General features: G+C 66.9%; 11 protein-coding genes. 8 read left to right on the forward strand and 3 right to left on the reverse strand.

What is annotated here, in order from left to right:
* Positions 1–219 precede the first annotated feature (219 nt).
* Entirely contained in the window at positions 220–1,056 is an 837-nt protein-coding gene (locus WFK36_RS05150) for an alpha/beta fold hydrolase (protein WP_336790973.1), read from the reverse strand.
* A gap of 267 nt (positions 1,057–1,323) precedes the next feature.
* Here WFK36_RS05150 and WFK36_RS05155 point away from each other — a divergent pair, with 267 nt between their 5' ends.
* Positions 1,324–4,347, forward strand: coding sequence for a hypothetical protein (locus tag WFK36_RS05155; RefSeq protein ID WP_336790268.1), 3,024 nt, complete (start codon positions 1,324–1,326; stop codon positions 4,345–4,347).
* Position 4,348: 1 nt separating this feature from the next.
* Here WFK36_RS05155 and WFK36_RS05160 read toward each other — a convergent pair whose 3' ends face one another.
* On the reverse strand, positions 4,349–5,077 hold the full coding sequence (locus WFK36_RS05160; RefSeq protein ID WP_336790270.1) for a helix-turn-helix domain-containing protein: 729 nt from the start codon (positions 5,075–5,077) through the stop codon (positions 4,349–4,351).
* A 165-nt stretch (positions 5,078–5,242) separates the two neighbouring features.
* Between WFK36_RS05160 and WFK36_RS05165 the strand changes: the two genes are divergently transcribed.
* From WFK36_RS05165 to WFK36_RS05180, 4 genes are read left to right on the forward strand one after another with little or no spacing between them, the layout of a single operon-like run.
* A complete protein-coding gene (locus tag WFK36_RS05165; protein ID WP_336790272.1) occupies positions 5,243–6,229 on the forward strand; it encodes an ABC transporter substrate-binding protein in 987 nt (328 codons plus the stop codon).
* 13 nt (positions 6,230–6,242) lie between these two features.
* Positions 6,243–8,036, forward strand: coding sequence for a siderophore-interacting protein (locus WFK36_RS05170; protein ID WP_336790274.1), 1,794 nt, complete (start codon positions 6,243–6,245; stop codon positions 8,034–8,036).
* The gene (locus WFK36_RS05175; RefSeq protein ID WP_336790276.1) at positions 8,033–9,070 is read left to right on the forward strand and encodes a FecCD family ABC transporter permease; all 1,038 of its coding nucleotides are present in this window, start codon (positions 8,033–8,035) and stop codon (positions 9,068–9,070) included. The genes WFK36_RS05170 and WFK36_RS05175 overlap by 4 nt, the downstream gene beginning before the upstream one ends.
* Entirely contained in the window at positions 9,067–10,050 is a 984-nt protein-coding gene (locus WFK36_RS05180; RefSeq protein WP_336790278.1) for a FecCD family ABC transporter permease, read from the forward strand. Before WFK36_RS05175 ends, WFK36_RS05180 begins: the two co-directional genes overlap by 4 nt.
* A 15-nt stretch (positions 10,051–10,065) precedes the next feature.
* Here WFK36_RS05180 and WFK36_RS05185 read toward each other — a convergent pair whose 3' ends face one another.
* The gene (locus WFK36_RS05185) at positions 10,066–10,542 is read right to left on the reverse strand and encodes a DUF4262 domain-containing protein (RefSeq protein WP_336790280.1); all 477 of its coding nucleotides are present in this window, start codon (positions 10,540–10,542) and stop codon (positions 10,066–10,068) included.
* Positions 10,543–10,733: 191 nt separating this feature from the next.
* Between WFK36_RS05185 and WFK36_RS05190 the strand changes: the two genes are divergently transcribed.
* The 3 genes from WFK36_RS05190 to WFK36_RS05200 all read left to right on the forward strand — a co-directional run bounded on the left by WFK36_RS05190 (position 10,734) and on the right by WFK36_RS05200 (position 14,991).
* On the forward strand, positions 10,734–10,913 hold the full coding sequence (locus WFK36_RS05190) for a YegP family protein (protein ID WP_008380216.1): 180 nt from the start codon (positions 10,734–10,736) through the stop codon (positions 10,911–10,913).
* 40 nt (positions 10,914–10,953) lie between these two features.
* Entirely contained in the window at positions 10,954–12,855 is a 1,902-nt protein-coding gene (gene dnaG, locus WFK36_RS05195; protein ID WP_336790283.1) for a DNA primase, read from the forward strand.
* Positions 12,856–12,948: 93 nt separating this feature from the next.
* Complete coding sequence (locus WFK36_RS05200) at positions 12,949–14,991, forward strand: OPT family oligopeptide transporter (protein ID WP_336790285.1); 2,043 nt, start codon at positions 12,949–12,951, stop codon at positions 14,989–14,991.
* The last annotated feature ends 42 nt before the right edge of the window (positions 14,992–15,033 follow it).

Consider the following 15,033-nt stretch of genomic DNA (forward strand, 5'->3'; position numbering starts at 1 on the left):
GCTGGTGCCGGAGACGACGCCGGTCGTCGATGTGGTCGGTGCAGGTGTGGCGTGCAGTTGGCGCGGAGCCACCGCGCGCGTCCGGAACCCAGCTCATCTGCAGTGACTACATGTGGCAGGTGAACGTGGGGCAGCGGCCCAAGACCGACTGGGGAGACGGCCAAAGGGAGTGGGCTGAGTGTCTCGAGAGCAACACTCAGGCGGAGTGCAGGCGGCGGCTCAACCGCTGACGCTCGCGATCCGGGCGAGAATGACGTCGGCCAGTTCTGTCGGACGCTGATCCGGGATCCAATGGGACACACCCTCGAACACTTCGAGCCGGAAATCCGCGGTCACGTAGTCTGCGGCGAGCTCGGCGCCTGCACGATCGAGAGCGAAGTCGGCGTCGCTCCACACGTGTGTGGTCGGGACGGCAACGCGTCGTTTCAAGTCCCTCGGGGCACCCAGCATCATGGCTCGATACCAGTTCATTCCACCGGTGAGCGCGTCCGTTTCAAGGACATCCCGACGAATCTCGGCCGCCTCCTCTGGAGTGAGGCCACCCGAGGACAGCTTCGCCTCGAATCGATCCGGGAATCGCCGAATCAAGTACTCCGGAAGTCGGGGGACCTGAAACGCGAACATGTACCACGATCGGAGCAGCTGTCGGCTTCGTGTCATAGACGAGATGAACGCTCCGGGGTGGGGCACGGAGACCGATGTGAACGAGCGGACGAGATCAGGTCGGCTCGCGGCCAACGACCACGCAACAGCGGCGCCCCAGTCGTGCCCGACGAGGTGTACCGGACCGCGGTCGAGTTGCTCCACGAGCGCCACGGCGTCGGCCGTCAACTCGCTGGTCCGATACGCGCGTCGTCCACGCGGCCGAGCGCCGGGGGAGTAGCCGCGCTGAGTGGGAGCGATCGTCCGGAACCCGTGCTCGTTCAGCACCGCAGACACGCCTGACCACGAGGAACCGGTCTGCGGGAACCCGTGAAGGAGAAGGACGACGTCGCCGTCGGTCGGCCCCGAGTCGATGACGTCGAACGTCAACCCGTCGCGAGTGAACTGCTCCATCATTGGGCCTCTCGTCGCCGCCATATTCGAGTTCGATTGTGCCAGAGTCGAACACGTGCGAGAAGGGCCGCGCAGGCACGAATCGGCGGTCGGCGTGAGCCTTCCCACAGCACCGCTTCGAGGTTCGAGAACGAGGCCGCCACCGGAGTAACTTGTCTCCTTGCCTCGGGTGGAATCCCGGCACCCCGGTGCCGCCCGACACTCGTCTCAGCACGCGCCGCGCACCCCTCCCGCAGGCGCCACGACAGAAGGTGTGGACACGCACGCATGACCGGTTCGGCGAGCCCCCAGACGGCCGATATCGAGACCACCATCCGCGAGCGGTTCGCCCCCGTCGCTCTTGTCGTCGAAGCGAACTTCACCCCCGACGAGCTTTGTGAGGCCCAGCGAAGGCTTGGCGCGCTCATGCGCGACATGCCTGCGGGCGCACACATCGCGCTCATCACCCGGCATCCGGCGCTGATCATCACCGCTCTCGTCGGACACGCCACGATCCGGAAGTCGGACCACGACTTCTGGGATGGCTTCTTCACGGCGATAGGCGTCGATGCCGACCAGTCGTTCTCCGCCGCCGTCTCGGCTTTCGCCGGCGACATGCTCCGCGAGGCAGGACTCCGAGATGTCGCCTCTCTTCGAGCCGACGACCTGCTGCCTCTTCTCGACCTCCATGCCGGACTCACTCCGCGCACCGTCGACGCGCTGGTCGACGTGATCGAACGACACGTCTCCGCCGGGCGCGCGCCGTCGGGGACTGCGATTCTCGATCACCTGACCGAACCTGGATTCGGCCACCGCCACACCGTGCTTCCGGCCGGTTTCCGGGTCCTGCTCGAACAGGCGCCCGATATCGCCGCGACCTTCCTCGCCCGGATCTGCGCGACGCTCGTCGCAAGCGTCGCCTCACCCGGTGAGTGGAACGCCGACAGATTGACGCCTGCCACCGTCGACCTTCCGCCGACGATCCTCGCCGCGGTGCGCGAGCGTCTTGAGCGGTCGGCGTTCCTCTCCGGGGACACCGATGCGGCCGCCCTCTGCAGTGCACGATTCCCCGAACTTCGCTACGACGCGGCCGAGGGCTCGCTCACGGTGATCGTGCCGTCCGACGCGGCCGCCACGACGTGGCGCGTCTGGGCAGGCGACGCTCCCGAACAGGTCGCCGTCGGCGCCGATGAAGCCGCTGTGATCCCGGTGACGGCGGCACTGCGCGAGTGCGTCCTCGTCAGTCTGGACAACGGCGCCCGCCGTTCGGTTCCCGTCGTCCTGCCGGGCGACCCGGTTGTCCTGTTCGCCCCGGACGGTCGTGTGATGTCGCGTCATCGCACTCTGCCCGCCGGACACGTCGTCGCGCTGGTCCCGAACGATGCAGAACTTCTCGGCGCGGACCGCGCCGCGGTGCCGATCGTCGAGGCCCGGACCGGGCCGTGGGACGGGTGGCTGCTGCGCACTATCGATCTGGAGGGGCATCGCGAGCTGACCGTCCATCGTGATGGACGCGCGGGCCAGACTCGTCGGGTGCGTCCGGCCGAGAGTCCGAGCATCGAGCTTCCGGAACCGCTCGCCGGAGTCACCACGCGAGACGGCGACCCCGTCTTCGGAGAACGACCGCTCGTCGATCTGCCTGCTCACGAGGGCGACGACGTCAAGGAGTGGCGGGTCCGTGTCCGGCGCGCGGGGGAGATCGACTGGCTCGTCGACTATCCGTGGGCGGCGGAAGACTACGTGACCTCGGCCGACCCGTTCGACGGAGTCGAAGGGCCACTTCTGGGACGCTACGAGATCGTCGTCAGCGACTCGTACGGCCTCGACCTCCGTCGTGTCGCCGACATCGCCGAGGGCTTGGACGTGGTCCACGAACCCGCCGTGCGACTTCCCGTCGACAAGGGCCTCACCGAATCGACGACGGAGTTCACCGTCGACGAGGGTCTCAGCGTGGTCGACGAGACCGTCGACTTCGCGCCGGACGTCACCGAGCTGATCACGACCGTCTCGGCCGGATCAGATCAGCTTGAGTTGGTGGTCAGGCCACCGCATGCTCTCGTCCGCATCGAACGGTCCGGGGTTCCCGCCGCGTGGCAGACGAGCCTGGCCGAGCTCGACGTGACAGCCGCCGACCATCACAGGCTGGCCGTGTACGTCCCCGGCGCGGTCGACGTGTCGTTCGCGCTGCTCGACGGAAACCTCGAGATCGTCCGCGAATGGGACGCCGACGGCAGGTCGGGGGCGGAGTTCTCTCTCGCGACACGCGGTGTCGCCGACGCTGCGAAGCGGCTCGTGTCCGGCACGCTCGTGGCGCTCATCGACGACGAGTCCGGCGAGACCGACGAGGCCCCGGTGGCGACCGTCGTGCGCGGTGGCGACCGAACCGTCGTACCGAGTGTTGTGGTCGAGGACCCGCTGATCAACGAATGGATGAGTCTCGACGCAGCGCACGCGGAGGAGACCAGTGCGCCCGCAGACGAACCGCTGCTCGACCCGGCCGAAGCCCCGGTCGACGAACTGTTGACCGCGGATCCGACGGCGTCGCTTCTGGCGCTCGCCGACAGCCCTGTGTCACCGGACCGCGTGCCGGCGATGTTCATCCGTTCCGGACTCGCCGAACTGCCGTTCGCGCCGAGCGGGCGAACCGCCGCGTCGCACCCGAATCCGTACATCGGCTGCATGCTCGCGATGTCGGAGATCGCCGATCCGTCCGCGCCCGACCGCGACGAGGTGCAGTCGTATCTGGTCACCCGCGGCGGAGACGAGATCCTTCGGCTTCTCGCGTCGGGTCGGATGAGTGACCCGCGCACCGGGGTGTTCGACCGGAACGTGCTCGCGGTCGACGCCATGAGCCGCGATCAGGTCGACATGCTGTTCCAGCACTTCCGCATCGTCCCGGGACCGGTGCTCGATCTCGACATGCGCACCAGCGCGACCATCGACGCCTTCCATCGGCGGGTGGACTGGATGGCCGACTCGGTGAGTCTGGAAGCTCCCCGCCACGTGAACACCATGCTGCGCGACGTCCGCCGTTCGTCGCCGGAGATGTACGACCTGATCGCCGCGCGCAATGAAGCGCTGGACGGCGTCGACACCGGAGGCAATCCGTGGATGCTGCTGTCGATGCAGTCGATGTGCTTCGCGGCCGTCGCGCGTCTGCAGGCTCATGGCCGATTGAAGCAGGGCGGCCTCACTGACGAGGGGCGTGCGATGTGGGCTCGGCTCGCGGACTACTTCCCGGGAATGGTGTCGACCGACGTGCTGATGGCGAACGCCGTCGCAGTGCGGGCCGCTGCGCTCGCGCGCGGCTGACTCAGCCTGCGTGTCGGACGGCGTCGACGTCGACTCCCGCTTCGCGGTGCAGCGCCTTCCGCAGCCCCGACCCGGTCGAGTAGCCGGCGGCGTGTGCGGCACGAGTGATCGTGGCGCCGTGGCGGAGGCGATCGATCGCGACATTCAGGCGCGACCGCACACGCCACTGGTGCAGGCCGATGCCTGTCTCGGCGACGAACAGACGTTGAAGGTGGCGGGTGCTGACGCCGTGGCGTGCGGCGATCTCGTCAAGGGGTTCTGTCGAGAGTCCTATCTCCCGGGCCACGGTCGCGGCGACCGGATGGGTCGGCGACGGAAGTGCGAAATAGGGTCCGCCGAGAGTGGTGAGGACGTTGTCGAGTGCTTCCCGGAACACGGACACCTCGGCAGCGGTGCTCGGCGCCGCCCCGAGTAGGGCGGTCATCACCGTGGTGATCGACGGCCTCACTCCGAGCCGGTGGACGCGTTCGGGCGGGATCGTCGTGGGGGACAGCAGCGGGCCGAGGACGAGGCTGCCCGGTGCGTAGCGTGCGGCATGAGGGACGTCGGGGGCGAGCCACACCGACTCCTGCGGACCGAGGACGACCTGTTCTCCGTCGATCTCCAGGCGTGCCGACCCGGCACTCACATACACCAGATGGGGCTCGGGGTGACTGTGCGTCGGGTGACCGAGGAATCTGATCGAGTTCTCGGGGACGAGCGTCGCCAACCGGCCTGGCACGTGGTCCATCGTCAGCCTCCTGAAGGTCCGTCGTGTCCGGTCCGTCTCCAAATCGTGTCGGGTTGGGATCAGTGGAGACCGATCGAGGGTTTAGCTTAGGGTTGCCTAATGATACGGCGCGGGGTTCGTCATGCCTACCCGACCCCGCGCCCGAGACTCGAGAAGAAGGTCCTCATGCGTAAACCTCGCGCGATTCCCGCGGTGCTCGCCGCAGTGCTGGCAGTGCTCGCTCTGGCGATCTCGGCCTGCTCGTCGAGCTCTGACGACAGTTCGTCGGGTGAGAAGCGAACCGTCGCCACCGACCAAGGAAGCGTCGAGATCCCGGCGGCGCCCAAGCGCGTGGTGGTCCTCAACTACGCTCTCGCAGGTTACCTGTACGACCTCGATGTCCCGGTCGTCGGCGTGACGACCCAGGCGACCGACGAGAAGGGTGAATTCGCCAAGCAGTGGGCCGACAAGGCCACCGAGCAGGGAACCGCCTTGCTGCCCTGGAGTGCAGACGGCTTCGACATGGAAGCGATCCTCGAGCAGGATCCCGACCTCATCGTCGCCGGCGGTCTCGGATTCCCGCTGAAGCATGCGACCACCGCATATGCCGAACTCTCGAAGATCGCACCCACGGTCATCGTCAGCGGGGATCTCACCGACTGGCAGGGACAGTACGAGTTCCTCGCGGACAAGGTGTTCGGCAAGCCCGAGGTGTATCGCGACGCGGTGTCGGCGTACGACGCCCGGATCGCCGAGGTCAAGAACAACATCACCGTGCCCGCGGGGGAGTCGGTGTTCCTGTCGATGCTGGCCGACGGACGTGCGTTCGTGCTGATCGAGGACCGCGGTCTGCCGAAGGAGTTCGCGAAGGTGGGCTTCCGTCCCGCGCCGCTGTTCGCAACCGGCCGATTCAAGCCCTACACCGCAGGCGGTGACAGTTTTGAGCTCTCCACCGAGCAGGTCGGTCAGGTCCTGACACAGCCGACCCTGTTCCAGGCCGGGTTCAACGCCGACGTGACCACGGTCGCCGACATGCGCAAGCAGCCGATCTGGTCGGCGCTGCCTTCGTTCACGAACAATCAGGCCTTCGACCTGCCCTACTGGGTGCAGCGCAGCGACTTCGACGAAGCTATGGAACTGCTCGACATCATCGAGACGAAGTTCAAGAAGTAGAAGTAGAGGAATCATGGCCAAGCTCCGGATCACGCCCCTGCCCATCATCCTGCGGCGACTGACCGTTCTCGACGTCGGTGATGTCACCGACCGCATGCGGAGGGTGACGCTCGGCGGTCCGGAGCTGGGCTGTTTCGACCGTGACGGACTCTCGCTTCCGGCCTTCACCAGCGAGGCGTTCGACGATCACGTCAAACTGATCTTCACCGCGGAGGGCGACATCGCCGATGCGCTGCCCGCACAGCGGGAGCTGGGAATCGAATGGGGTGTGTCCGAGCATCGGCTGACCCGCGACTACACGCCGGTTCACGTCGATGTGGAGGGCGGATCGATGGCGTTCGACTTCGTCGTTCACTCAGATGGCAAAGATCGCGGACCCGCGGAGACCTGGGCGTGCGCCGCTGCTCCGGGCGACGAGCTCTGGATCGTCGGCCCGAAGTCGTCGACCGTGGTTCCGGCCGACGCGGAGTGGGCCCTGCTCGCGGGAGACGAGACCGCCCAACCCGCTGTTGAACGATTCCTCCTCGACCGGCCGATCGCGGGCCCGGCCCGCATCGTCCTCACGATCGCCGACGATTCCGCGCGACGCGAACTGCCCCTGGGGCCCGACGACACCATCACCTGGGTGGTCGCTGCACCCGGTGATCGAGACGCCCTCGTCGCCGCCGTTCGTGCGGTGACACCGCCCCCGGGTGTGGCGTACGTGTGGGCCGCGGCGGAGAGTCGGTCGCTTCTCGCTGTCCGCAAGTACGTCGCGCGCGAGCTCGCCGTCCCCAAGGACCATGTCGACATCACGGGCTACTGGCACCGACGGGAACCCGAAGCGCTGCCCTCGTCAGACGAGTCCGCAGTTGCCGTCAATCGGCTCGAACTCGTCGAATCCCCAGTCACCTGGTTCGCGGTCCGTGCAGCACTGCGGCTCGGACTGCTCGAGCTGGTCGACGCCCACCACCCGCACCGCGCAGCGCTTGCCGCGCATCTGGTACTTCCCGAGGGCCGCATCGATCCACTGGTCGAGGTCCTTCTCGCGTGCGGCGTGTTGGCAGAGGACAACGGCCGTCTCGTACTCGGCGAGGTCGGCGACACGCTGCTCACCGACCCCCATGAAGCGGAGGTGTTCGACGGCGCGGAAGCGGACAAGATCCTGGCACTGAAGGATCTCGCCGAGGCGTTGCCGACCGGTCGGTCGGCGTGGGAGACGACAACCGGCCAGACCTTCGCCGCTCACGTACAGTCGTCGTCCGCGGATTTCGCGGAACTGATCGACGAGAGCAGCGGCCGAGTGTTCCTCATGCCGGCCGTCGCCGCCCTGACGGCGTTCGCTGATCAGAAGACGATCGCGTTCTGCGGACCCGGCGCAGCCGTCGTCGCCGACGGACTGCAGGCCGCTGGGCGCGTCGACGGCGCCCGAACGACGATCATCGGAACCAGCGCCGAGGTCGATGCGCTGCGTGCGTCGTCGACTGGTGATCACGAGTACTCCGACTGCCCGCTCGTCGACGGGCCTCCCGTCGACCTTCTTGTCGGAGTCGATGCGCTCAGTCATCTCAACGACCAGGAAGCGGTAACGTTGTTGCGTTCGGCCTCCGGACGTGCGTCATCCGTGCTCCTGATCGAGTCGACATCGGCCGACGCCCTCGGCACCGGCGAACTCGAGGAGGCGCTGATCCACCTCGCAGCGGTCGGGGAGTCACCGCGAAACGCGGACCGGCTGTCGACGGTCGCAGAAGCCGCCGGGTGGAGAATCGCCGACACAGTCGCGCTCGGTTGGGGAGTGGACGCAGTCACGCTCACCGCCACGACGTGACCGGCGATCCGACAGCGGTCGAAACGCGGCGGTACGTTCGAGCCGTCGGGCGACACCGGGTCATCTGGTTCATCGCAGCCCTCGCACTCCTCGCAGCGGTGTGTGTCGCGAGCGTCGCAGTGGGCTCGGCGCTGCTCCCGCCGTCGACGGTGTGGGACGCGCTGACCTCCTACAACGGCAGCATTGACCACATCACTGTGCGTGATGTCCGCGTTCCGAGAACGGCGATCGGCGTGATGGTCGGTGCGGGACTCGGTGTGGCCGGTGCGTTGATGCAGGCGGTGAGCCGCAATCCGCTCGCCGATCCCGGAATCCTCGGAGTCAACGCCGGCGCAGGGCTCGCTGTTGCGCTCGGCGTCGCCTACCTGGGCCTCACGCAGATCTCGGAGTTCATCTGGCTGGCGCTCCTCGGTTCGGTGATCGCGGCCGTATTGGTCACTGCCATCGCGGCGCGCGGGCCGGGCGGGGTGACGCCGCTGAGGCTCACTCTCGTGGGCGTCGCGATGACGGCGGTGTTCAACGGCATGAGCATGAGCTTGTCGTTGGTGAATCCCGCCCGCTTCGAGCACGTCCGATTCTGGGGAGTCGGGACCATCGCGGATCGCCCGCCGGGGACGGCGGGCTTCATCGCCCCGTTCGTCATCGCCGGTCTGGCTCTCGCGGTGATCGGTTCGCGGTCACTCAACGCCCTTGCTTTGGGGGACGATGTCGCGCGTGGCGTCGGTGTCCGAGTCCGCACCACACAGGTGATGGGGCTTGTCTCGCTCGTCCTCCTGTGTGGCGCAGCCACTGCCGCTGCCGGGCCGATCGCATTCGTCGGGCTCATGATCCCGCACGCGGTTCGCCTCGTCGCGGGTGTTGATCAGCGGTGGGTGATCCTGTACTCGGCTGTGGCCGGACCCATTCTGCTGCTGTCCGCCGACATCGTCGGACGACTCGTCCTGTGGCCCGCGGAACTGCAGGTCGGTGTGATCACGCCGCTCATCGGTGCACCGATTCTGATCTGGCTGGTCCGACGGAAGGCGGTCCGATGACCGTGCATAGACGATCGGTGATCGTCGGACTCCTACTCATCTCGATCATCATCGGTTGTGTTCTCCTGTCGTTGTCCCTCGGCCGGTCGGGCCTGACGATGACCGACCTGGTTGATCTGCTCGGCCCCGACGCGTCGAAGAAGCAGGTGTTCGTCTACGAACGACGTGCGCCGCGCGCGTTCGCGGCGGTGCTCTTCGGCGCGTGCCTCGGTGTCAGTGGTGCGCTGTTCCAATCGTTGACCCGCAACGCGCTGGGCAGCCCGGACGTCATCGGACTGAACTCGGGCGCGTACACGGGCGTGATTGTGGTGCTCATGATCGGCGGCTCCGGTTTCGGTGAGCTCGCCGTGGGCGCGGTCGTCGGCAGCCTCGCGGCGGCGCTCGCCGTGTTCTTCCTCGCTTATCGGCAGGGCCTGGCGGGTTTCCGGTTGATCATCGTCGGCATCGCCGTGAGCGCGGTGCTGTCCTCCTTCAATCATTGGTTCAGTGTGCGCGCGGACCTCGACGAGTCGATGCGCGCCGCGATCTGGGGTGCGGGCTCGCTCAACGGAATGACGTGGACTCCTCTCATCATCACCGCCTGCGTCGCATCAGTGATGGCGCTGAGCCTGCCTCGGCTGGCTTTCCTCACCCGGGCCCTCGACCTGGGCGAGGACACTGCCGCGTCGCTCGGCGTGCGGGTGGAACGGACCAAGCTCGTGATGGTGGTCGTCGGCGTGGTCTTCACCGCCATCGTCACCGCGGTGGCCGGCCCGATCGGATTCGTCTCGCTCGCCGCGCCGCAGATCGCGAAACGGCTCCTCGGCCGGCCATCGTTGAGCCTGATCGGGTCGGCACTGGTGGGCGCCGCAGTGCTCGCGATCGGCGACCTGGCGGCCCAACACTTCCTCGGCGACGTCCACCCGCCGGTGGGCGCCGTCACTGTCACGCTCGGCGGCCTCTACCTCGTCTGGCTCCTCCTCCGCGAATCGTCGAAATGACACTGGCGCGCGACTCTAGGCGGCGTTCATCGCGACGCCCAGCAACGGCTGATCGTCCGGCGCGAGGGCGTACCCGCGATCCCACGGAAGTCGGTGGCTCATGTCCGACCACACGAGTTGAACCGCCTGGAACCCGCGTCCGAACAGCAGCGCCGTGACTCGGAGCGGCGACGTGTCGATCACGTCGATCGCGGTGAAATCCGACCCCGGCGCGCTCGACAGGCCGGCCAGGGTGGAGCCCGAGCCGAAGTCGGGCCGCGCGACGATGAGTGCGGCGGCCTCATTGAGGACCGGGCCCGCGTGTTCCGGTGCGACACCGGTGATGACGAGCTCGGGGCGGCCGAGCTCGGTGAGCCCGGTGGTGTACGCGATCGCCGGCGCCGAGTCGTCGCCGTACACGCCCGTGACCGCCCATGACCCGGCGGCGATGAGGGCGAGCGCGTGTCCGACCAGATCGTCCGACCCGCTGCAGCGGGGGTCCCATTCACACATGTTCACTCCTTCGGTTCCGCGGTCCGTCGGCGACGAATCACTCATGTGTTCGATCTGGTGGAACTGTAAACCCGGGGTACGACAGAACGGACTAAAGGCACTCTGACGTGCGCGGATGCTGATTTCGAGGCACGATCAACGGTAGGTCCGCCGTTCCGTGCGGTCCGCACGATCACGAAGGGACACCGGTCATGGCAGGAACGTTCAAGATCAAGAAGAACGCGGGCGGCAAGTACTACTTCAACCTCGTCGCCGGAAACGGTGAGGTGGTCGCGACGAGCCAGCCGTACGCATCGAAGGACGGCGCGATCAAGGGGACCGAAGCCGTTCAGCGCGCCGCAGACGGCGCGAAGGTCGTCGAAGAGGAGTGACCCAAGAGGCACGACCGCCACGACGACTACAGTGGTGGTCGTGCCAGGACGTATCCCCGATCGCGACATCACCGCGATCCGCGAACAGACGCGGATAGAGGACGTCATCGGCGAATACGTCGCGCTCCGACGCGCCGGCGCAGACAGCATGAAGGGGCTGTGCCCGTTCCATGACGAGAAGTCGCCGTCGTTCCACGTTCGGCCCAACCACGGCCACTTCCATTGCTTCGGCTGCGGCGAGGGCGGCGACGTCTACACATTCCTCCAGAAGCAGGAGCACATCAGTTTCGTCGAAGCCGTCGAGCAGATGGCCGACCGCATCGGGTACCGCATCGACTACCAGGGCGGCGGAACGACGATCACGCGTGACCGCGGCACCAGGGCGCGCCTCGTCGCCGCGAACGCGGCCGCGCAACGCTACTACGCCGAACAGCTCCGCACGCCCGACGCGCAGACCGCGCGCGACTTCCTGACGGGCCGTGGATTCGACGGCGCCACCGCGGAGAAGTTCGGCTGCGGATACGCGCCCGCCGGGTGGGACACCATGACCAAGGCTCTCCAGGCGCAGGGTTTCGCGTTCTCCGAACTCGAAGCGGCGGGCCTCTCGAAGCAGGGCCGCAAAGGGCCCATCGATCGGTTCCATCGTCGACTGCTCTGGCCGATCCGCAACCTCGGCGGCGACGTCATCGGATTCGGCGCCCGCAAGCTCTTCGACGACGACAATCTCGGCAAGTACATGAACACGCCCGAGACGATGCTCTACAAGAAGTCGCAGGTGCTGTTCGGCCTCGACCTCGCGAAGAAGAACATCGCGCGCGGTCACCAGGTGGTGATCGTCGAGGGTTACACCGACGTCATGGCGATGCACGTGGCGGGTGTCGAGACTGCGGTCGCCTCGTGTGGCACCGCGTTCGGTGAGGACCACCTCGCCCTGATCCGTCGACTCATGATGGACGACTCGTACTTCCGTGGTGAGGTGATCTACACGTTCGACGGCGATGCTGCAGGTCAGGCTGCTGCATTGAAGGCGTTCGAAGGTGAGCAGGCCATCGCGGGGCAGACCTTTGTGGCCGTCGCCCCCGACGGGATGGACCCGTGTGAGCTCCGCCAGGAGTCGGGGGACAGTGCTGTCCGCGACCTCATCGCGCGACGCATCCCGATGTTCGAATTCGCGATCAAGGCGCTCATCCGCAATCACGACCTCGACACCGCGGAAGGCCGCGTGGGCGCACTGCGTGACGCAGTCCCGGTGGTCTCTCGGATCCGGGACGTCGCACTGCGAGACGAGTACGCGCGCCAACTCGCCGGTTGGGTCGGCTGGGACGACGTCGGACAGGTCCTCGTGCGTGTCCGAGGCATGGCGAAGAAGGGCGGCGGCGCCCGACAGAAGGGCCGCAACGTCGGACGTGTCCGACCCGAAGCGATGTCCACGCCGCCCACCGCCCGGCCGTTGCCGAACGATCCCCGACTGTGGGCGCAGCGTGAGGCCCTCAAGGCGGCGCTGCAGTACCCGGCGATCGCGGGCACCGTCTTCGACTCCCTGCCGGGCGAGTGCTTCAGCGACCCCTCGTACCGTCGTGTGCGCGAGGCGATCTCCGACGCAGGCGGGACGGCGAGCGGACTCGGCGGCGCCACCTGGGTGGACGCCGTGATTCAGGCCGTCGACGACGCGGCTTTCACTCCGCTCGTCACCGAACTCGCCGTCGAGCCGATGCCCGTCGAAGACGACAAGGTGCCGCGCTACATCTCCAGCGTTCTCGCCCGCTCCCAGGAAGTGTGGGTGGGCTCGCAGATCGCCGACATCAAGTCGAAGCTGCGCAGGATGTCGCCCGGCGGTGATCCGGACGGATACAACGCACTGTTCGGCGACCTCGTCGCGCTCGAGGCCTACCGCCGCAGCCTCCTAGAGCAGGCGTTCGAACCGGGTGCCGACGCAGTCTGACGACATTCGGACAATTCCGGGTCGTCGCATGAGATGACACGGCGGGTTCTATCGTGAGACAACGTAATTCGTAGCTCAGCCGGGAGGACCCCCATGTCTGAAACAACCACGGACGCGCCACAAGCGTCGTCCGGCGTTCGCGAACTCACCATTCGGGCGGTCGTCCTCGGCGGTCTGATCACACTGGTGTTCACCGCGGCGAACGTCTACCTCGGGCTCAAAGTGGGTCTCACCTTCGCGACGGCCATCCCGGCGGCCGTCATCTCGATGTCTGTGCTGCGCTACTTCAAGCACCACACGATCATGGAGAACAACATCGTCCAGACGATCGCGTCTGCGGCGGGCACGCTCTCGGCGATCGTGTTCGTGCTGCCGGGTCTGATCATGATCGGCTGGTGGTCGGGCTTCCCGTACTGGACGACGGTGGCGGTGTGCGCGATCGGCGGCATCCTCGGCGTCATGTACTCGATCCCGCTGCGGCGAGCGCTCGTCACCGGGTCCGACCTCCCGTACCCCGAAGGTGTCGCAGCCGCTGAGGTTCTCAAGGTCGGGGAGGCCTCCGAAGCACATGCGGCCGACATCGACTCGAAGGGCGTCGACCAGAACCGCGGCGGTATGCGGGCCATTGTGGTCGGCTCACTGGGCGCAGCGTTCTTCTCACTTCTCGGCTCCCTCAAGCTCGTCGCGACCGAGGCGTCGGCGGCGTTCAAGGTGGGTTCGGGCGCGACGATGGTCAGCGGCAGCCTCTCCCTCGCGCTGATCGGTGTCGGGCACCTCGTGGGTGTCGCAGTCGGTGTCGCCATGGTCGTCGGCCTGGTGATCTCGTTCTTCGTAATGCTGCCCATCCGCACCTGGGGTTCGGGGCCGGCCGCTGACGAGAGCCTTCTCGACTTCGTGAGCGGCGTCTTCTCCAGCGAAGTCCGCATGGTCGGCGCCGGTGCGATCGCGGTCGCCGCGATCTGGACGCTCGCCACGGTGATCGGTCCGATCATCAAGGGCATCATCGCGGCCATGGCGAGCGCCAAGGCGCGCAAGGCGGGCACCGTGGTGGACGTGACCGAGCGCGACATCCCGATTCAGTGGGTCGGCCTCACCGTGGTCCTGGCGATGATTCCGATCGGATGGCTCCTGTGGGACTTCGCGGCCGACTCGCACATCTCCGATTCGCTGGCAGGCATCATCGCAGTCAGCATCGTGTTCGTCCTGGTGATCGGATTGGTCGTCGCTGCGGTCTGCGGCTACATGGCGGGTCTGATCGGTTCGTCGAACAGTCCGATCTCCGGTGTCGGAATCCTCGTCGTCCTCACCGCTGCACTGTTGATCAAGGTCACGCACGGCCCGACGGACGACCCGAATCAGATCGACGCGTTGATCGCGTACACCCTCTTCACTGCGGCAGTCGTCTTCGGCGTCGCGACGATCTCGAACGACAATCTGCAGGACCTCAAGACCGGCCAGCTGGTCGGCGCCACGCCGTGGAAGCAGCAGGTGGCACTGGTCGTCGGTGTGCTGTTCGGTTCGGCGATCATCCCGCCGATCCTCAGCCTGATGAACAACGCTTTCGGATTCGTGGGATCGACGAACGCCGAGGGCGCGGAAGGCACGCTCTCGGCTCCCCAGGCGAATCTGATGTCGACCCTCGCCAAAGGCGTGTTCGGCGGTGACCTCAACTGGGCCCTCGTCGGCCTCGGCGCCCTCATCGGCATCGCCGTGATCGTCGTCGACGAGACGCTGAAGCGCAGCACGTCGAGCATGCGTCTGCCCCCGCTCGCCGTCGGCATGGGCATGTACCTGCCGATGTCGCTGACCCTCACGATCCCCATCGGCGCGTTCATCGGGCGCTACTACGACTCGTGGGCCTCGCGTGACGCAGTCGACGGCGACCGCAAGAAGCGACTGGGAATCCTCCTCGCCACCGGCCTCATCGTCGGCGAGAGCATCTACGGCGTGATCTTCGCGGGCATCGTCGCGGGCACGGGCAGGGAGGCGCCGCTGTCGATCGTCGGCGACGGATACGGCGACGGTGCTCAGCTCGTCGGCATCGCTGTGTTCGTGGCACTGGTCTTCGGCCTGTACCGCTACACCCAGCTGCGTTCCGAACGCGACTTCGCCGCTATGAGCGGCTCGCTGAAGTAGTTGCGGAGCGGCAACGGTCATGCGAGGTCGACAAGAGAACAA

Origin of the sequence: Gordonia malaquae, from assembly GCF_037148075.1 — a bacterium.
Classification (GTDB): Bacteria; Actinomycetota; Actinomycetes; order Mycobacteriales; family Mycobacteriaceae; genus Gordonia; species Gordonia malaquae.